General features: G+C 61.3%; 23 protein-coding genes, 1 tRNA gene and 1 pseudogene. 20 read left to right on the top strand and 5 right to left on the bottom strand.

Translation table 11 applies throughout. The features are described 5' to 3' along the window. A pseudogene (locus FBZ83_RS29750) lies at positions 1-457 on the bottom strand (hypothetical protein); the annotation flags it as partial. A 102-nt stretch (positions 458-559) separates the two neighbouring features. Between FBZ83_RS29750 and FBZ83_RS29745 the strand changes: the two are divergent. From FBZ83_RS29745 to FBZ83_RS29675, 15 genes are all read left to right on the top strand, one after another. Further along, positions 560-1,159, top strand: a complete 600-nt coding sequence (locus tag FBZ83_RS29745) for a hypothetical protein (protein ID WP_145690438.1) — start codon at positions 560-562, stop codon at positions 1,157-1,159. Between the two features lie 69 nt (positions 1,160-1,228). Next, a complete protein-coding gene (locus FBZ83_RS29740; protein WP_145690435.1) occupies positions 1,229-1,468 on the top strand; it encodes a hypothetical protein in 240 nt (79 codons plus the stop codon). A gap of 1 nt (position 1,469) precedes the next feature. After that, a complete protein-coding gene (locus FBZ83_RS29735; protein ID WP_145690432.1) occupies positions 1,470-1,697 on the top strand; it encodes a hypothetical protein in 228 nt (75 codons plus the stop codon). Beyond that, the gene (locus tag FBZ83_RS29730) at positions 1,687-2,307 is read left to right on the top strand and encodes a hypothetical protein (protein WP_145690429.1); all 621 of its coding nucleotides are present in this window, start codon (positions 1,687-1,689) and stop codon (positions 2,305-2,307) included. Before FBZ83_RS29735 ends, FBZ83_RS29730 begins: the two co-directional genes overlap by 11 nt. Continuing rightward, positions 2,304-3,443 carry an AAA family ATPase gene (locus FBZ83_RS29725; RefSeq protein ID WP_145690427.1) on the top strand — a complete coding sequence of 380 codons (1,140 nt, stop codon included), beginning with the start codon at positions 2,304-2,306 and terminating at the stop codon, positions 3,441-3,443. The genes FBZ83_RS29730 and FBZ83_RS29725 overlap by 4 nt, the downstream gene beginning before the upstream one ends. Positions 3,444-3,684: 241 nt before the next feature. Continuing rightward, on the top strand, positions 3,685-4,023 hold the full coding sequence (locus FBZ83_RS29720) for a hypothetical protein (protein WP_145690424.1): 339 nt from the start codon (positions 3,685-3,687) through the stop codon (positions 4,021-4,023). Positions 4,024-4,278: 255 nt separating this feature from the next. After that, positions 4,279-4,680 carry a hypothetical protein gene (locus FBZ83_RS29715; protein ID WP_145690421.1) on the top strand — a complete coding sequence of 134 codons (402 nt, stop codon included), beginning with the start codon at positions 4,279-4,281 and terminating at the stop codon, positions 4,678-4,680. After that, positions 4,677-5,162: a hypothetical protein gene (locus tag FBZ83_RS29710; RefSeq protein ID WP_145690419.1), complete on the top strand. Its 486-nt coding sequence runs from the start codon at positions 4,677-4,679 to the stop codon at positions 5,160-5,162. The genes FBZ83_RS29715 and FBZ83_RS29710 overlap by 4 nt, the downstream gene beginning before the upstream one ends. A 46-nt stretch (positions 5,163-5,208) precedes the next feature. After that, positions 5,209-6,015 (top strand): hypothetical protein, encoded by an 807-nt coding sequence (locus FBZ83_RS29705; protein WP_145690417.1) that lies wholly within the window; start codon positions 5,209-5,211, stop codon positions 6,013-6,015. 2 nt (positions 6,016-6,017) lie between these two features. Beyond that, on the top strand, positions 6,018-6,509 hold the full coding sequence (locus FBZ83_RS29700) for a hypothetical protein (RefSeq protein ID WP_145690415.1): 492 nt from the start codon (positions 6,018-6,020) through the stop codon (positions 6,507-6,509). Between the two features lie 12 nt (positions 6,510-6,521). Next, on the top strand, positions 6,522-6,938 hold the full coding sequence (locus FBZ83_RS29695; protein WP_145690412.1) for a head decoration protein: 417 nt from the start codon (positions 6,522-6,524) through the stop codon (positions 6,936-6,938). 32 nt (positions 6,939-6,970) lie between these two features. Then, the gene (locus FBZ83_RS29690; RefSeq protein ID WP_145690410.1) at positions 6,971-7,219 is read left to right on the top strand and encodes a hypothetical protein; all 249 of its coding nucleotides are present in this window, start codon (positions 6,971-6,973) and stop codon (positions 7,217-7,219) included. Positions 7,220-7,272: 53 nt separating this feature from the next. Next, a complete protein-coding gene (locus tag FBZ83_RS29685) occupies positions 7,273-8,004 on the top strand; it encodes a hypothetical protein (RefSeq protein ID WP_145690408.1) in 732 nt (243 codons plus the stop codon). Between the two features lie 23 nt (positions 8,005-8,027). Continuing rightward, entirely contained in the window at positions 8,028-9,797 is a 1,770-nt protein-coding gene (locus FBZ83_RS29680) for a phage tail tape measure protein (RefSeq protein ID WP_145690406.1), read from the top strand. An 82-nt stretch (positions 9,798-9,879) separates the two neighbouring features. Next, positions 9,880-10,116: a hypothetical protein gene (locus tag FBZ83_RS29675; RefSeq protein WP_145690403.1), complete on the top strand. Its 237-nt coding sequence runs from the start codon at positions 9,880-9,882 to the stop codon at positions 10,114-10,116. A 77-nt stretch (positions 10,117-10,193) separates the two neighbouring features. On the opposite strand, the gene FBZ83_RS29670 is transcribed toward FBZ83_RS29675, so the two are convergent. Next, a complete protein-coding gene (locus tag FBZ83_RS29670; protein ID WP_145690401.1) occupies positions 10,194-11,429 on the bottom strand; it encodes a hypothetical protein in 1,236 nt (411 codons plus the stop codon). Between the two features lie 442 nt (positions 11,430-11,871). Between FBZ83_RS29670 and FBZ83_RS29665 the strand changes: the two genes are divergently transcribed. Then, a complete protein-coding gene (locus FBZ83_RS29665; protein ID WP_145690399.1) occupies positions 11,872-12,270 on the top strand; it encodes a hypothetical protein in 399 nt (132 codons plus the stop codon). A gap of 246 nt (positions 12,271-12,516) precedes the next feature. Then, on the top strand, positions 12,517-13,809 hold the full coding sequence (locus FBZ83_RS29660; protein ID WP_145690397.1) for a PIN-like domain-containing protein: 1,293 nt from the start codon (positions 12,517-12,519) through the stop codon (positions 13,807-13,809). A 611-nt stretch (positions 13,810-14,420) separates the two neighbouring features. Here FBZ83_RS29660 and FBZ83_RS29655 read toward each other — a convergent pair. Then, positions 14,421-15,056, bottom strand: a complete 636-nt coding sequence (locus FBZ83_RS29655; protein ID WP_145690395.1) for a hypothetical protein — start codon at positions 15,054-15,056, stop codon at positions 14,421-14,423. 109 nt (positions 15,057-15,165) lie between these two features. After that, the gene (locus tag FBZ83_RS29650; protein ID WP_145690393.1) at positions 15,166-15,324 is read right to left on the bottom strand and encodes a ribbon-helix-helix protein, CopG family; all 159 of its coding nucleotides are present in this window, start codon (positions 15,322-15,324) and stop codon (positions 15,166-15,168) included. Between the two features lie 198 nt (positions 15,325-15,522). Here FBZ83_RS29650 and FBZ83_RS29645 point away from each other — a divergent pair, with 198 nt between their 5' ends. Genes FBZ83_RS29645 through FBZ83_RS29635 form a run of 3 tightly spaced genes read left to right on the top strand, consistent with a single transcriptional unit; the run spans position 15,523 to position 16,648 of the window. Further along, on the top strand, positions 15,523-15,894 hold the full coding sequence (locus tag FBZ83_RS29645; protein ID WP_186466229.1) for an HNH endonuclease: 372 nt from the start codon (positions 15,523-15,525) through the stop codon (positions 15,892-15,894). A gap of 14 nt (positions 15,895-15,908) precedes the next feature. Then, positions 15,909-16,439 (top strand): hypothetical protein, encoded by a 531-nt coding sequence (locus FBZ83_RS29640; protein WP_145690389.1) that lies wholly within the window; start codon positions 15,909-15,911, stop codon positions 16,437-16,439. Then, positions 16,436-16,648 (top strand): hypothetical protein, encoded by a 213-nt coding sequence (locus tag FBZ83_RS29635; protein ID WP_145690387.1) that lies wholly within the window; start codon positions 16,436-16,438, stop codon positions 16,646-16,648. The genes FBZ83_RS29640 and FBZ83_RS29635 overlap by 4 nt, the downstream gene beginning before the upstream one ends. A 509-nt stretch (positions 16,649-17,157) precedes the next feature. On the opposite strand, the gene FBZ83_RS29630 is transcribed toward FBZ83_RS29635, so the two are convergent. Beyond that, positions 17,158-17,231: transfer RNA gene (locus tag FBZ83_RS29630), tRNA-Gln, on the bottom strand.

Raw genomic sequence — 17,231 nt, 5'->3', positions numbered from 1 at the left:
GTCCGATCCCCGCATCGTCCCCTCGCCAGCCGCTTTCTCTTCGACCGGAGAGAAGCACGACCGCCAAGCCGGGCATAGCCTTTTTCAGCGGCCTGCTAAGCAGCTCGTCCTTGAACGCCTCGATGCGCGGGGTGTTGAGTTGGGAGAGCTTCACGTAACCGATCAACGGAACGATGTGCAGCCGCACATGCTCCCGCCGCTGTTTTAGCGTGCTTGCTTCAAGCTCATCCACCTCCCCGGCCTCAATCCATAATGCGGCGGCGCGCTCCACCGTCTCCGCGATGGAATCGGCTACATGCACGCCCTGGGCAACTTCGGCACGGGCCTTCGTCTCGAAGTCGGTCGCCTCGCGTTTCGTCGGAAACTGGCGCGACCGGCGCTTGCCATGCTGATCCTTGTAGTCGCACTGCCAAACGACCTTGCCGCTGGGGAGAGTGCGTTTGCGAACGGACGACATCCGATAACCCCATTGGAGGCGATGGCTCCCTTTTCCATTGCCAACCATACACATGAAGCGTATCTTGTGCAAAATTTTTCCACAGCTTGACACCGGTAGACGATGCTGACGCTTTCCGAACTTAAGGAGATTTCTGGACTTAAGCCCAGAACGCTCCAGGTATGGACGGATGCGGCAGTGTTGTGGGCAGAGGCCAGCACAGATCGGCAGGGGCGTGGCGTTCATAGAAGATATAAGGAAATCGAAGCAATTATTGCTGTCCTTATCGGGGAGGTGGCGAGATACGATATTCCTGTGGGCGCACTATTGGCGGCATCAAACTCTATTAGAATAAATTTGGAAGACTATATTGTTTTTAATTCTGACGCCGATGGTGCCGTGAAGTGGTACAAGGATGATCGTCGACCTGACGACTGCATTGTTTTTTCTTTGCTAGTGCGACAAGCCATTGTTGAAGGTTGGCGTTCTTATATGTTTCTGAGCCTTTCTGAGAGCGAGCGAAGGTTTTACTTAAATTTTTGCGCCTTTGATAATGAGGTAAGGAAAGGTGTTGAAGAAATGATCGGAGAAAAGTACGAGTGGCCGTCTTTTGATGAGATCATGAACTATACGAGCATTCCGAGCCATCAGGACGGAAGGGCAAAGAGCTGCATCATGATTGATCTTGAGAAGGCTCTCGAACCCATCCGCTCATTGTTCTAAGGACGGTGATTGGTTCTTCTCTTACTGCGCGCTCATAAACACGTAATGCGTATCTAGTGTGAGGAAAATATGAACCAGCAAACGACGAACTTTTTGCCAACGCGCCTGAGCGATGACCTGTTGGAAGGTGCGGACGCGATCGCAGTCGAGTTGTTCGGAGACGCCAAGCACCGCCGCAAGGTCTATCACCTGGATTCTCTCGGCGAGTTGCCGACCTTCAGGCTTGGTGCAAAGCTGTGCTGCCTTCGTTCGAAGTTGCGCGAGCACATCAACTCCAAGATGACGACCGGCAGGGAAGTGCGGGCCTGACATGGCCGAGGTCCGCCGTCTCCCGGTCCCGTTCCGCGGGCGAGCGCTCCGCCGTCCAGACGACATCGAGCGCGTGCGCGGCATCGTCGCCGAACTGCGCGAGATGGCCGGAGAGCAGGAACTGGACCGGAATGGGCTGCTGTCCATTGCAGCGCGGCTGGACGCGATCGTTGAGCGTGCGATTTGTGAAGCCAGGCTCCTCGGTGAAGGGGATGGCCATGCCGGTTGACCTCGTGCACGAGTTCGGCCGGGCGATCCGGATCGTCCCGCTTGATGACGATGGCCCTGTGGGCGAATGGCTCGCTCGTCGTGGATTGACGGCGGAACGGCGCCATGCCGTCGGCGAGCTTGGCATCCTGAAGGCCATCCTCAGCCGTTCCACCATGACCTTCGAGCCGAACGACGACGGCGAGCGGGTATTGGTCGCCCCTGTCTGGGGCGGCCGCGCAGTTGAACCCGAATGCCCAGCCCTGCACCTGAGCGAGCTGGTGGACCTAGTGGGCTGGCGGCCCAACGATCCAGCGACGCTGTATCAACGTCTCGGGCTCGCCTCGGTGATGGGGCGGGAGGGCTTGCGGCTATCGCTCGCCACCGCTTCGCCGCTGCGCCTCTTTCGGACGGTCGAGGCTTTCATCCGCTACGGCGGTGAAAGTCAGGGAGAGTTCCCGGCTGCGGTGCTGCTGAACTTCAACATGGCGTGGCTCCACCTCGCCGACCTGCCGGCGGTCATTGCCGACGACATCGAACATGGGACCATGCTGGAGGAGATCCTGAAGCTCCAGCGCCCGGCCCCTCCGCCTATCAGGGTCCCTGTGTCGGTGCTGGAGGCTGCCGAATGACCAGCACCCTCGACATCAACGACGCCCGCCGTATGCGCCAAGGCGGCCCTAGCGGGCCGCGGGGCACCCCGCCGTTAAAGGTGATCGACCCGATCCGTTGGCAGGGCCAAGAACTGCCGGAACGGCGCTGGATCGTGGAAGGCGTAGTACCTGCCCAAGCTGTGACGATGGTCAGCGGCGACGGCGGCTTGGGCAAGTCCCTCCTCGCCATGCAGCTGTCCACGGCGTGCGCGACCGGTAAGGAATGGCTCGGGCTCCCGACAGCGGCTTGCCGGGTGTTGGGCGTGCACTGCGAGGACACGAATGAAGAGCTGCATATCCGGCAGCATTACATCAACCAGCACTATGGCGTTGAGTTCGGAGACCTAGAGCATCTGCGCCTAATCTCGCGCGTCGGTGAGGATAATGTCCTTCTGGAAACCGACAAATTCGGCAAATCCACCGGTCGAACGACTGCATTCTATGACCAGATATTGACTTGCGCGAAGGACTTTGGTGCGCAACTGGTGATCCTCGATTCGCTGCATGACCTGTTTGGCGGAAACGAGAACATCAGAAGCGAGGCCCGTCACTTCGTTGGGCAACTCCGTCGGGTTGCTCTGGAAACTGACGGTGCCGTGGTGCTGCTGTCGCACCCGTCCGCCTCTGGCCTGTCCAGTGGCACGGGGACGAGCGGGAGCACGGCTTGGAATGCTGCCGTCCGATCTCGCCTTTACCTCACCCGCCCGCCGACTGATGAGGATGCTGACCCCGACGCACGGGTGTTGCGGGGCATGAAAAACAACTACGGCAAGGTCGGTGATGAGATCGCCTTGCGTTGGGAAGACGGTGTGTTCCTCCGCACAGACCGACCAAAGGGCGGCACGGTGGAGAGGATCGAGAAACGCGCCGTCGAGGCGGTGTTCCTCGAATGCATGGCCGCAGTGGCGACACAAGGTCGCCCAGCCACCGACGCCTACAACTCGCCGCGCTACGCTCCCAAGCTGTTCGCCAGCATGCCAGAGGGGCAAGGCTACCGCCGCAAGGAGTTTGAGCGAGCGATGGCGGCCCTGTTCAGCGCCGGCCGGATCAAGAAGGCAACCGTCCCCGGCCCCGATCGTCACCCAATGGTGGCGCTGGTGGAGGTTGAACAATGACAGCGCGGGATGTCTGCGGGCAACGCGCGGGAAGCTCGCTGAAGTGCGGGAGGTGCGGGAAGTGCCTCGCTAACCCATTGACTTTCCTTGCGGCGGGTGGTGCGCGGGAAGTGCGGGAAGTGGTCTGTAAGTCATTGATTTTGCTGCGGGCGGTGCGCGGGAAGTGTGTCCCTATGTATTACATACATACAGGCCGCCGCCCCATGGGCCGGCCGGCTGCCTGTGGTGTGAGGGTGAAGCCATGAAGGTCGCGAAGACCAACAGCTTCACCGCCACATCCGCCTCTTCCTCGACCTTCTGTGAGTTGGACGCGCTGCGCCGCGCCGTGATGGCGCTGGAACGGGTGGAGGCGCAGGGCCTGGGTGTGCGGCTGTCTCTGGCCCGGCTGTGCGCTGCTGAGCGTCGGGCGCACGGCGAATTGCGGTGGGTGTCGTGGCGTCGGCGACGGAGCGGCAAGGGTGGAGGGGGCACCCCTGACCTTGGGTCCTTCCTGGGGGTTGCGGTAGACGCGGGCATTGCGCACCGCGGGCTCTCTGCCTCTTCGAGCAAAAAATTTCACTTAACCGTTAAGCGCGGGTGAAGCGTCATGCCGACGATTTCCAAATCAGCTCTTGCCGCCGAACTCGGAATTTCGAAGGCGCGGGTTTCCCAGTATTGCCGGGACGGCATGCCAGTTCTTGCCGATGGAAAACTTAACCGCGATGACGTCCTTAACTGGATACGGAGCCGAGTTAAGAGCGGACATCACGAGGGGAAGGGCGCCGACTTCGTAGCGGAGGTGCTGACGCGCCGTCGCCCGGCCCGGCCGCCGCAACCGCCAGCGCCAGCGCCAGCCGTGCGCGCCGTCGCGCCCGACGTGGACGGCTTCACGCCCGAGGCCCACGCACTGCTCGACGTCCTGAACCTCGACGGCCCCACGCTTCTCGACGGGGTGCTGCTGGCCTATGGCGTGTCGCCCGCCGACCGGCGGAAGGCCGTCGAGGCGTTGATGCTGCTGGTGGGCTACGTCGCCGCCGGTCTGCACCAGGGTGACGGTGACCCGTGGGACGCGTTCAACACCGCCTGGCCGTCCGGCCCTGACGATCCGGGCGTGGCCGCCGCGGTGGATGCTGAGATCGAGGAGGCCAACGCCAGCCTCTACGCCGCCGAGCAGGACCCGGAAAGCCTCCTGGGCGCCGCGCTCCAGGCTGGCCGCCGCGCCCGTGTCCCCGCCCCTGATCCTGGGGGGAGCCGATGACATCGCCCGCCAGCATCATCCGTCTCCGCAGGATCACCGCCGCGCTTGTGGGGGGCGCCACCCTCGACCCGGCGGACGCGGGTTGGCTTGGGGGGCGGCTCGCCTCCTATCTCGACCGGCCCGAGCGAACCACGCTCGACCGGGAGCTTGGACTCGTCGGGACCGCCGGACAGTCGCCCGCGTGGAAGGCGGAGCGTCGCGCCATCCGTGACGAGCTGATCCGCTATCTGGCCGCCCGTTGCTTCGCGGGCCTGTCGGTCGAGCAGCAGGCCGCCCGCATCGCCGCCGCCGCCGCGCGCTACTCCTCGACAAGCTGGCCGCGCGACCAGCACTACGGGTTGCCTGCGGTCTATGACCCCGAAGGCGAGCGCGGAATCCTCTACCGCGCGTTCCGGGCCAGCGAAGGCCGGTTTCCGGCCAGCGTGAAGCGGCTTCGGACCATCCTGTCCGGCGGACATGAAATCGCCGAGGTGATTTCCTGATTGGGGTGAGACGGTCTGCGTGCCCCCCAATCGCGGAGACCAGTCCATGACCCGCCGGCAACTCGCCACCCACGATCCGACACCCCAGACGCCGAAGGCCTCCGCCGAGCTGGCGAACGACCTCGCTGCAGTCGCGCGGCAAGCGCAGGACGCCGAACAGCACGTCGCCGAGCTGGAGCAGCGTTACCGCGCCGCGCTACTGAAAGGCGACGCGGCCGATTCCGAAGCCGCCGGGCTGGAGGAGGAGTTGACCGTCGCGCGCCGGCAGGTCACCCGCAAAACCGTCCAAATCGAAATGCTCCAGCAAGAGGTTCGCGAAGCCGAGCAGCGGGAGCGTGAGGCCGCCGAGGCCGCCCGCATCGAGGCCCTGACCCGCCGCCGCGACGCAATGGCGGAGCGGGTTCGGGCGATGCTGGGCGAGGTCGACACGACCTATCGCGCGGCCGCCCTCACCATCGTGGACTTCATCGACCGGTGGAATGCGCTGAAGTCCGAGGCCCTGGCGCTGGAGCCGGTGCTTCTCTCCGGTGGACTGGCCGCCATTTCGGAATCCCAGCTAGCCTTCGGTGGCGCCGACCTCGACCGGTGGGTTCCGGTCACCGTCGAGCGCAGCTGGGCTTGGGCTGTGGATATGGGTGACGGCACGTTCCGAGCGCCGACCCTCTACACCATCGTGAACGGCGAGCAGGTACCGCAGGACCCGACCGCGGTGCGTCGCGTCACCGAGCGCAAGATTCCGGCGCACATGGAGAACGGCCAGAAGTATCGGCCGGTGTATGGCTTCGACGCCGTCCACCTTCCGTCACCGCGGCTGTTTGAGCCAGCCATCCGGCAGGCGAAGCGGGGGAGCTGATCATGGGCATGTTCGCGAAGATGGCGCTGACGGTTCAAAACTGGCCGTCTGTGGTTTCCCCACATCCGAAGAAGCAGGCGAAGCCGCCGGCCAAGTCCGGGAAGGTGGCGAAGTCTGGGGCGAAGGCCAATGCCTCCCCGGCGCCGAAAAAGGCCGCCGCACCCGTCAAGGCCGACGCCTTCAAGCACCTGAAGCCCGCGGCCGGAAGGTCGCCCGACGTTCCGGAATCCCCCCCGACCCGATCCCCGGCGGAGGAGAAGGCCGCCGCGATCATCGCGGCCGGGCGGAAGGCGCGTGGCGAGGTGGAGACGCCCACTCCGGCCGATCCGAAGCCGGGCACCCCCGCCGCCGTCGCCGCCGCGATCATCGCGGCCGGGCGGAAGGCGCGTGGCGAGGTGGAGACGCCCACTCCGGCCGATCCGAAGCCGGGCACCCCCACCGCCGTCGCCGCCGCGATCATCGCGGCCGACAAGAAGCGTCGCGGCGAGAAGTAAGGAGCACGCACGATGAGCCTCTCCATCTCCACCATCGGCGACAACGCCTCCACCCCGGGCGTCCGCGCCGAAACCTACGTGCCGGATCAGCTGATCGCCGGCCGCTTCCCGCTGGTCACCGACACCGTGACGCTCGCCGCCGGCCAGAACCTGCCCCGCGGCGCCGTCCTGGGCGTGATCACCGCGACGGGCAAGTTCAAGCTGAGCGCCGCCGCCTCGACCGACGGCAGCCAGACGCCCACCGCGATCCTGGTGGACGGCGTGAACGCCACCAACGGCGACACGCTGGCCGGGGTCTACCTGACAGGCGAGTTCAACCAGCGGGCCGTGACCTTCGGCGCCGGCCATTCCGTGTCCAGCACCAAGGAGGCTCTGCGCCTCCGGGAAATTTTCCTCAAGTCCTCCGTCTCGGCGGATGACCCCTCCTGATCGACAATCCAAACCACGAAGAGGACCAGAGCATGATTGCGCACAATCCGGAAACCCTCACCGGGAAAGCCATCGTCGCCCGCGGCCGATCCGTCGTCAGCGGTGCCCGGACCTATCTCCCCGGCGAAGAAATCGAGCTGCCCATGGCTGAGATCGAGCGGCTTCGACACACGGGGTTCCTGGTCGATCCCAACAAGCTGGTAATCGTCGCCAACAACGGCACCGTGGGGCCGGTCTCCAATCCGGCGCTGTCGCATCTCAGCCCCGGTCCGCGCTACTGACCGGCCGCCAGCCCGCCGGCATCGTCGGCGGGCTCCTTCTCTCCGAGGGCCGCATGATCAAAATCCGCATCGACGCCAAGCCGCTCCTCGCCTCTCTGTCTGAGCTGCAGAAGAAGCAGCTCCCCTTTGCCCTGGCGAAAACGGCGACCGCGGTTGCACGGAACATCCAGGCGGAACAGGCCAAGGCCCTACCGAGCGTCTTCGACCGGCCGAGCCTGTTCACCCAGCGCTCGATCGGCGTCAAGGCCGCCCGCAAGGCCGACCTGACCGCCACGGTGTTCGTGAAGGACATCGCCGCCCAGTACCTGGAGCCCTTCGAGTTCGGTGGCCAGCATCACCTGCCCGCCAGCAAGCGCGGCGGCACGCTGTTCAACCCTAAGGCCGTGCCGCTGAACCAGTACGGCAACCTGCCGAAGAACACCCTGAAGCGCCTCAGCGGCCGGAAGGACGTCTTCGTCGGGTCGGTCACCTTCAAGCGCTCCGGCCAGACGGTGTCGGGGGTGTGGAAGCGCCCGCAAGCCGGTTGGCGCCGGATCAACTGGAAGCAGAATCGCAAAACCCGCTACGGCTACAACTACGGCCGGACCTACGGGACGATGGGGCGGATCGGGTCGGTTGATGGCGTCAAGACGGGCCTCAAGCTGCTGATCCGCTTCGGCGACGCGCTGCCCGTCCAGCCCCGCATGGAGTGGCGCAAGAGGGCGGCGGCAGTGGTGCAGCGGAGCACCGGGCCGGAGTTCGAGAAAGCCTTCAACGAAGCGCTGCGCACCGCCCGCCTGAAGTAGGCGCCGCGGAGGGGGAAGCAACCATGACGAACAAATTGAAGATCGAAGTCACGGCGTCGGACAAGGCCGGCGGCGCCATTGATGGCCTCGGCAAGAAGATCACCGGCCTGAACAGCATCGCATCGAAGACCGATTCGATATTCGGAAAGATCGACAGGAGCGTTATCGGCAGCGGCCGGACGGAAAGCGCCGTCGGTCGGACCGCATCGGCTCTGTCAACGCTCGGGCATGGCCTGTCCAGCGCGCGCCGCGGCATCGTGGAAACCGCCGGCGCGCTGGGCGTGCTCGACGGCGCCATGGGGATCGCGGCCGGTGCTGGTTCTGTCAGCGCCGTTGCCCTGTTGGTTGAACGCTGGGGACGAGCGGGCGTTGCCACGGCGAACAGCGCTGCGGCCATCGGCGTCCTGCCGGGCCGGCTGCGGACGCTTCAGGGCGCGGCGACGCTGGCGGGCCTCTCCGCCGAAGACATGACCGGCAGCATGCGCGGGCTGGCCACCACGCTGCAGGACGCGGCGTTCGGCCGAAACAACGAAGCCGCCGCCATGCTCAACACGCTGGGTATCGTGACGCGGCGCACCAAGGACGGCGCGGTTGACGCCGAGGCGGCCATGGGCGACCTCGCCGAGGCCATCGCACGCCAGACCGCGCCGCAGACCCAGGCGAAGATCGCGCAGATCTTCGGGGTGGAGGTGCTGCTTCCAATGCTGCGGAGGGGGCGCGCCGGGTGGAACGCCTACATCAAGGACATCGAGCGGCTGGCCGAGGTCAGCGAGAAGACCCAGAAGGAATCCGAGAATCTCGGAGATAGCCTCGGGCGCCTGCGGGCGGCGGTGAGCGGCGTCGGCGTGACGATCGAAGGTCGGCTGGCCGGGAGGCTGACCCCGATCATCGACGAGGTCACCAGCTTCACCGCGGCGAACCGCGATGCCATCGCGACATGGGCGACACTGACCGCTGGCATCGGCATTGCCAGTAAGGCGACGTCCATTGCGGCGAAGCTCGCTGGTCGGTCAGCACTGGCCGCCCGCGCCGGCACAGCTCTGACGGGGCCGATCGGTGGCGCGATTGTTGCCGGAACGCTGGCCTACGAACTGACGCCGGAGGAAAATCGCAAGGTCACCGTCCGGCGCGAAACCGAGGACGAGAAGAAGGTCCGAGAGAGCTCGTGGTGGCCGAGCTGGTTGCCCAGCATCACCTTCAATTCGTCGGTCGCGTCCAAGGCCCCGCCCCGGGCAATCTCACCGGCAAAGCCAATCGTTGACGCCGTTCCGGCTCCCATCGTCTCCGGTAGCACGCGTGTCCCGCTCGGCATCCGTCAGAACAACCCCGGCAACCTGCGCCGCTGGGGCGACGCCCCGATCGTCGGCGGGTTCGCGCGCTTCAACACCCCGGAGGAAGGGCTGGCTGCGGCGGCGCGGAACCTGCTCACCTACCAGGACAAGCACGGCATCAACACTCTGGGCGGGATCGCCAACAGGTGGGCGCCGGCCGGAGACGGCAACGATCCGGCGGCGTATGCCCGGAGCCTGTCCGAGCAGACCGGCATACTGCCGAACCAGCCGCTCGACCTGCGCGACCGGGACACCTTGGCCCCGCTGTTGAGCGCCATCATCCGGCAGGAGAACGGCGTCCAGCCCTACACGCCGCAGCAGGTCGAGCAGGCCGTCAAGGTCACGATCGAGATGTCCGGGGACCCGCCGCCGGGCATGAAGGTGACGGCGGAGAACGCGCCCGGCTCCAACGGCCCGGCGCCGCGGGTCGAATACTCCATGCAGAGCTGGGCAACGCCATGACCGTCCGATCCGGGCGCACCAGCATGATCGGCACGATGCTGGCCGCCGGGCAACGCACATCCACCGACCTGCGGAGACCGCAATGCACCTGAACCGCACCCCGCTCTATCTCCGCCCGCTGGCCCAGATCATCGCCGCTGACGCGACGCCCGGGGAGGCCGCGTACCTCCGCCGCATGCTGCCCTCGCTGGAGCGGGCGGTGAACTCCGGGGAGCCCGTCGCGGCCATGCTGCGGCATGTGCGGGAGCAGGTGGCGATCCTCGACGCGGCCAAGGGGGAAAGGGCCACCGGCAACGGCACCAGCACCGAGGCTGCGTAGGGATCGGCAGGAGCTGGCCGAAGGGTAGGGGCGGGTCTGCGGTTCCGCCCTTTCATCCATTTGTTGAAACCGCCAGATTAGTCCTTCCCTCCGGAAGCCTTTTTAACGGCCTCTTTGACGACGATTTCCAAGGGCGTCACCGGTCCGTCGTCAGAGACCAGTCCTGTTGAAGCTGGGCGATAGAGGGCGTTCAGGATGGGGCCGAATTCGCCCCCCGCCAATCCGGCATTCTTGAGAGCAGCGAAGGTTTCAACCATCGTCACTCGCTCAGCTGCATCTTCGGCCAAGTGCTCATGGGACAGCATTTTCCGAAGCTTCTGCCGCAAGACCCATATGCCCAATCCAAGTAGGGTGCCGAGGAGGATTCCGTGTTGAAGGAGCTTCGCCAGCATCGGCAGTGCATCTGGTGTGGGCTGTGTCGGAGCTGTTATGGCTGAAAGCGTTGAGGCCGTTGTAGCCTGTTCGTTCGCTGGCTTCCCGATCGTTGATTTTTCCGCCGATGCTACTTGTATTGGCTTTGTAAAGGGCGCCATTATTGCGTCAGCTATCGGCCCCTTCTCCAATGCGCCGGAGAAGACAAAAATTGACAGGATGATAAAAGAAAACGCGAACACAGAAACTGACCTGCTCCAGTCGCGCCTAGCTATTGTAGCTTGTTTCTCGTGATGCTCTTTCCTCTTTTCCCAATATGAAGTTGGTGCTTTTAGCGCCGCCTTAGTCTCGTAAGCTTCTATTTTTTCCTTCCATTCACCCTCAATGCCGGAAACGAATTTTTTAACATGCCTTTCCAATTTTTGTGCTTGCTTTCGCGCAGACATGGCTTCGGTTACAGCTTGGCGAATAGCATCACTATTTCCTAAAGGATCTCCAATGCTCAGAAAGGATATTGCTGCAGCTATACCTGAATTAGCATCGCGGTTGTTTAAGTTGAATCCAGAAGTGTTTGCTTTTCCTGTTAAAATTTGTGCAGCAATTGACGCAGCTGTCGGGCTAATTTTTTTTGCTATGCGGTGGACAAAACGCCCCTCTTCGGTTTCAGACGGCCTGAATCCAAACGAAAATGCATTATTGATTTTCGTAGAAATGACTAATTCTTCGTCTTCATCAGTGTTGATTTTTCTAAGTGTTCTAAGTACTTCGGAGAATGCCTCATTTGTTTGATCTCGGTTTCCCGCCGTTATGGATGATATCAAGTCAATTTCATGTTTGAGCCATTGATTGAGATCGTCTCGGTTTGAAAAAGAGCGAGCGAATCCAATTTCGTCGTTGGTAATATTTAAATTTAACCCGATCTCTATTGGGGCATCGTTCATGATCTACCTATTCCGATTGCGATATGTGATGGGCCGCCACACGCCTGAGAGAGTTTAGCCCCCAAAGGGTAATCTCGAATGAATGATTGGACGATAGGCTTGCAACCGAAATCTGCTGTTCGTTCGAGATTTCACCGTGCTCAGCCGACGGTGGCCTGTCATGCAGGCTGTCATACAGGGAACGCTATGAGCTCTTATCAAAACCCTGCCCGGGGGATCTCAACCTGTTGATCTGCCTCGCCCTGAAGCGGTTTTGAGCCGCGCTCTAAATGCCGACACCTCCAATGTCGCTGCGCATATCCACGAACACCAAAGGCTTGTCCGAGACGTGGCGGCCCGGCTGAAGGCCGATCCTGGCTTTGCTGACGTGCTGCGCGCCGCGCTGGGGGAGGGTGTAGCACAGCCTGTGACACAGCCTGTGTTACGGCTCGGATCACGGGGTGTGACACAGGCCGCAACACAGGTGGACGGTCAGCCCGCTCACCAGCTCCAGCCCGATCCCATGCCCAAAGGCCAGCCCGATCCCGCGGCCGGCGCCCTGGCCGATGTCCTGCGTCGGGTGGAGGTGCTGGAGGCGCATGTCGCCGACCTCCGGGGCAAGGCTGGCCGGCAAGCCAAGGTGGCCAGCCAACAGCAACGGCTGATCGCCGCCGCGGGCCTGGAAGGCGTCATGACCCGCCTGCAGTACGCCGCGCATATCGGCGTGTCCAATCCGACGCTCACGCGCTGGGTGAAGCGGGGAATGCCGGTGCGGGACGATGGGCTGCTCGACGTCGAGGCGGTGGAGAGCTGGCGGAAGGCGAACGAGTCCCGGCTTCTGGCGGAGAGGGTGAAGGGGTAGGGGCGGGTCCTGGCCGGCGAGGCCGGCCCGAGCCTTACAGCACCGATGGGAGGCAGGAGGAGTTCTTGGTGATCTGAACAGCCGGTGCTTGAGGCAAGAACATTTCCTGTGCATTGTATCTCGGTGAGAAATATCGCCGCTTCCGCGAGCTACAAAGCTGCCAAGGATAGCGTCGAGGGTGTCTATGACCTGCGGGTACATTCCCGTGGCGTTGAGGCAGTGTGTTTATCGTGGACGGAGATTGAGATGCGGGACGGGTTTGAGGAGTATTTTGACCTTTCGGAAGAAGATATTAAGGATTTGTGGGGTAGCGCCGTATTCGTTTTTGATACAAATGCTCTCCTCTCATTATTTAGAGATAAAAAAAGTACGTCAGATGATCTAATGAATATTATTAAGAAGCTAAAAAACAGGGTATGGGTGCCGCATCAAGTTGCATGGGAATTTCATAAAAACAGATCTGGCGTTGTCATTGGAAATAAAAAGGTTTATCAGCCTCTTCGCAACGCGATTGATGCCGCAAGAAAGGTTGCCGAAGATACTGTTCGAAAAAACATGGATGGATACAAACATCACCCTGTTATGAGTGTGACTGACGCTATCACATTCATAAATGAAAAATTCGACCGAATTATCAGTGATATCGGGCTTAAAGAGGAAGCTAGCCCGCGCGACGATCATTATCGAAGCGTGTTCAAGGTGTTGGTCGATGCACTTGAGAAATCTACCGGCCAGAAATACTCTGATAAAGACCTAGAGGGGATTTATGAAGACGGAAAGTGTAATTGCGAAAAGCTAATTCCACCTGGCTACATTGACTACCAGAAAAAGCAAGATAGGCCAGTCGAGGAAAGGCTTGGTGATTACATACTGTGGAGACAAATGGTTGATTATGCTGTCGCCGAACGTAAGCCAATAATATTTATTACGGATGATGTAAAGGAGGATTGGTGGAGAGAGGTTAAGGGAGAAAAGATTGGTCCGAGAATTGAGCTTGTTCGGGAGTTTATGAGCAAGACAAATCAGAGATTTCATGCTTATACAAGATACAGATTTCTTGAAATGGCAAGTGAGCATCTAAATGTTTCGGTGAAAAACGAGACAATAATAGATGTTAAAAAGACGACCGTGAGCACTGATGTCGATAATAATAAATCTCATAGACCTTTATACGACAAAAGTCTTTCGTTACTTGAAAAGATGAAAATTATAAGTGAGGTGGGTAATTCAATTAAGTCAAGCACTAAGGATTTTGCTCATTTTACTAATTATTCTGCTAGAGATAGGGCAATGTTGGAGAGGCTTGAGGAAGAAAAGGACATTCTATTAAGAAGATATCATCGTGCGAATGATTATCACAGATTGAGTGTTGTGTCGGGAGACAAGAATTCCATAAGCGAAGCTTCATTGGAAAGATACGAAGCAATGATGCGCGTTGACAGAATTACTTCTAAAATAGAAGAGCTGAGAAAGAAGATAAACTTGCAAGAAACTGGTGATGATGGCGATGATAGCGATCATGAGGATTTTATGGACTGATGATTTATTATTTCATAATGTGTCGAGCGATTACGCTTCGCTGTCCAAGAAAGAAGGGGCTGGCGCCTACAACTGCGCCCCCGCCCGATCCACCCGTCACTCTGGGGCATTCTTCATATCCGGTCCGATGCCCACCCAGCTCCACCGTCACTTCGCCTGCCAGCCTGTAGGGCAGGGGGGCAGCACCCCGATCCCATCGGGGCACTCACCGGCCGGCCTGAAGCTGCTGCCCCTGCATGGTGCTGATCGCCACGCAGCTCACCAGCCGGGCGGGGAGGGGGCGGTGCTCCGCCCCTCTGGTGCTGGGGGCGTCTCGACCGGCGGCCGGCCGGTGGCTGCCCGATAGATCCCGCTCCGGTGGGCTGTGGGTGCGGTCTGCGGGGAAGGGGCTGCCTGGAAGCCCCTCTGCCTTGGCGCGCTGGGCGGGCTGGGCAGGGCAACCCTGGCCGGGGAACTGGTGCCCGACATGAAGAAGCCCGCCGGGTCTCCCGCGGCGGGCTTCTTCATGGCCTCTTGGTGCGCGTGGATGGGCCGGGAGGATGTTCGCAATGGGGTGAGTTCAGAAATATCTGTAGATTACTCCACGACTTGATACCAAGCGCTCAAATAAATTAAGAGTATTTGCGGCAAGCCGATGCGATGCACTCGATTTCATCAAGGGCTGAATTTATTGCTTTCCGTGCTGAACTCAGATAATGCATGCGCGCAGCTTCGGGGCTTGGAAAAATAAGTGGGGTTTCGCTTTCTGCCATACAGCTCGCTGCGGCGTTCAGTTTTTTTACATAGCGCCTTAGCTCGATTGCATGAATCATGGATTCGCGAATAAGTATGCAGGTAGTTTTCAAGTGCTCATCAAGGTCGGATTGAATTTTGTCCATTTTATTCGATACAGAACTCCATACTTGTCTGTTGTGTTCTTCTGGTGTTGAGTCTCCGAGATTAATGCCCTCGTCTCCTCCAAAATCTATTACGGCGTCGGCATATTTTATTTCATCATATGCTTCGTTAATGAATTCAATCAACACATGCGAATAAGGAGTCGCTGCTCGGCGCCTCCGGTACTCTTCAACAACTAGCACCCCTCCAATTGTAATCGCGGCGCCAAACATGCCGCCTATACCGGATGCAATTGTGTCAGCCTTTGCGCCGGCATCCTCAAATTTTGTTACTAAAAGTCCTCCCCAAGTTATCCCCACTAAACCTCCAAGAAGGCCGCCGTATAGAAGTGCAAAGGAAAACTCTCTCATTATTATTTTCCTCGTATGTTTGGGTATTGCGAATAGAGCTTTGTTGCATTCGACAATTGCGGGAGAATTGTGCGAATACAATATCTATGTGAGCTGTTCGCAAATTGGCTCATTCAGCCTTCGGCAGATATCCCTTTTCGACCAACCAAGCCTTCAACACCCGCTCGACCAGCGACGACACCGACCGGTCATCGTCCTTCGCGGCGCGCTCCAAGGCTTCTTTGATCTCGGGTTCCACTCGGACGCCAAGCGGGTTTGTGCGCGCCATGTTATCACCGTGCCTACAATCTGAATTGACGTGTAGGCGGAGTGTAGGCAGACTGTAGGCACGGCGCAACCGCTGTTGTGGCCGAACGGGGTGCTGGGAACACCCCGCCCGGCCTAACCACAATCGAGCTGTATGGAGCTACGGATCATGGCTGATTCCGAGAATACCACACCCTTGCCCGGCGCCGGCCGGCCTTTCATGCCCATCCCCAAGCACCTTGACCGCGTGAAGGCGCTGCGCCGCGCGATGGAAGGCGTGTCCCAACCGGTCCTGCTGCACCAGCTCCAGGCGGGCCGGTGCTTCTACTGCGACAAGCCCATCGGCACCGCCAGCCACGCGCCCAAACGGCCCGACGGCTGGACCATCGATCACGTCATCCCGCAGACCTTCGGCGGTGCCCGGTTCTTCGGGAACAAGGTGCTGAGCTGCGCGGCCTGCAATGGCGCGAAGGGGAACCGGCTGCCGACCGATCTGGAGCTTGCCGCCGTCCGCCAGCTCTGGGCCGCGGTACTGATCATCAACCCCGGTGCGGCGCCGCTGCGCGCCCGCCCGGCCAGCGCCACGCACTGAGGGAGGGATGGACCATGACGAGCATGAATTTATCCCGCCGCTCCATCCTGGCCGGCGCGTCGGCGGTGGCCCTGGCCGCTCCCGGGCCAGCGGATGCCGCGGACCCTTTTGGCGCCGCTATCGCCTCGCTCGAAGGGCGTGCGCCGGCCGCCGGGCCTGATCCCGCCATTGCGGTCTGCGCGCGGTGGGTGAAGGCGTGGCGGGATGTGTCGGAGGCCGCCGACCGGTCAGGGGACCGGATGGGGCAGCTCCGTGCCGCGGGCTTCACCGATGAGGCGATAAGCGAGGACCCCGAATACAGGGTCTTGGATGCCTCCTTCAGCCGCCTGGAGCGGGAAGAGGACGATCTGCGCAACGAAGTCCCTACGACTCCTGCCACGACCCTCCATGGCGTCATTGCGAAGCTGAGCGCTTGGCGGATGGAGGAGGAGCACTACGGGACGGGGGGTGATGAGCGGTTCGTGCAATCCGCTCTGTCCGACCTCCGCCGGCTGGTGCACGGCGACGCCGGCCCGGCCGCTGACGAGGGGAGGGCCGCCGCATGAGAATCGACGGGAACCGCACCGAAATCATCGGCTACGCCGAGGGGCTGGAGAAGGTGGTTGGCGAGCTGGCCGTGATGGTCAAGCTGCTGCGCGCCGCCGCGGTCAGCGGCGACGCCGAAGCAATCGAACTCGCAGCGACAATCGCCTATGGGCACGCGACCGAACCGCCGGGCACGCTGGCGCTGCTGATTGAACGCCTGGGCGCCTGACCGGGCCTGTCACGCTGAAGGGGTCCGGCAGCGCCGGGCCCCTTTCACAGCATCCGCGCCAATGATGCAGACGGCGCCTAGGGGTGTTCGGGATCCGCACCTCCAGGAAGGGGCGGGCGGCTGATAGGGGCGGCACAGTGCTCCGCACCTTCGTTGCGGCCAGCGCCCCGAGCAACCCGATAAGATCGGGTTAGTCGGCGCTGATCATCGTCCCAGGCTTGAGGCTCTGCTCCGTGGTGAACGGACAAACGCAGTGAGCCACCACAGCGTGACCGTGGCCAACGTCGGATCAGCCGCTTGTGCGCTCCGCATGGCGTCGCGCCAGCGCGAGAACAGCAAGCGAACAAAACCCTGGCGCCGTGTTGCACGCGTGTCGCACGGAATTTTTGGCAACACCTGTAAAGCGTTGATTTTCCTTGGTTTGAGCCGGAAGCGTGTTGCAACACGCAGAAACAGAAAAGCCCACCGGAACGGCGGGCTCATGTGATTGATTTTCAAGGCTTTGGAGTTGGTTGGGGGACTAGGATTCGAACCTAGGCTGGCGGAGTCAGAGTCCGCTGTCCTACCGCTAGACGATCCCCCA

It is taken from the genome of Azospirillum brasilense, from assembly GCF_007827815.1.
In the GTDB taxonomy this organism is placed as follows: Bacteria; Pseudomonadota; Alphaproteobacteria; order Azospirillales; family Azospirillaceae; genus Azospirillum; species Azospirillum brasilense_C.
Note: the sequence above shows the minus strand (reverse complement) of the source record. Positions and strands in the feature narration are given on the sequence as shown.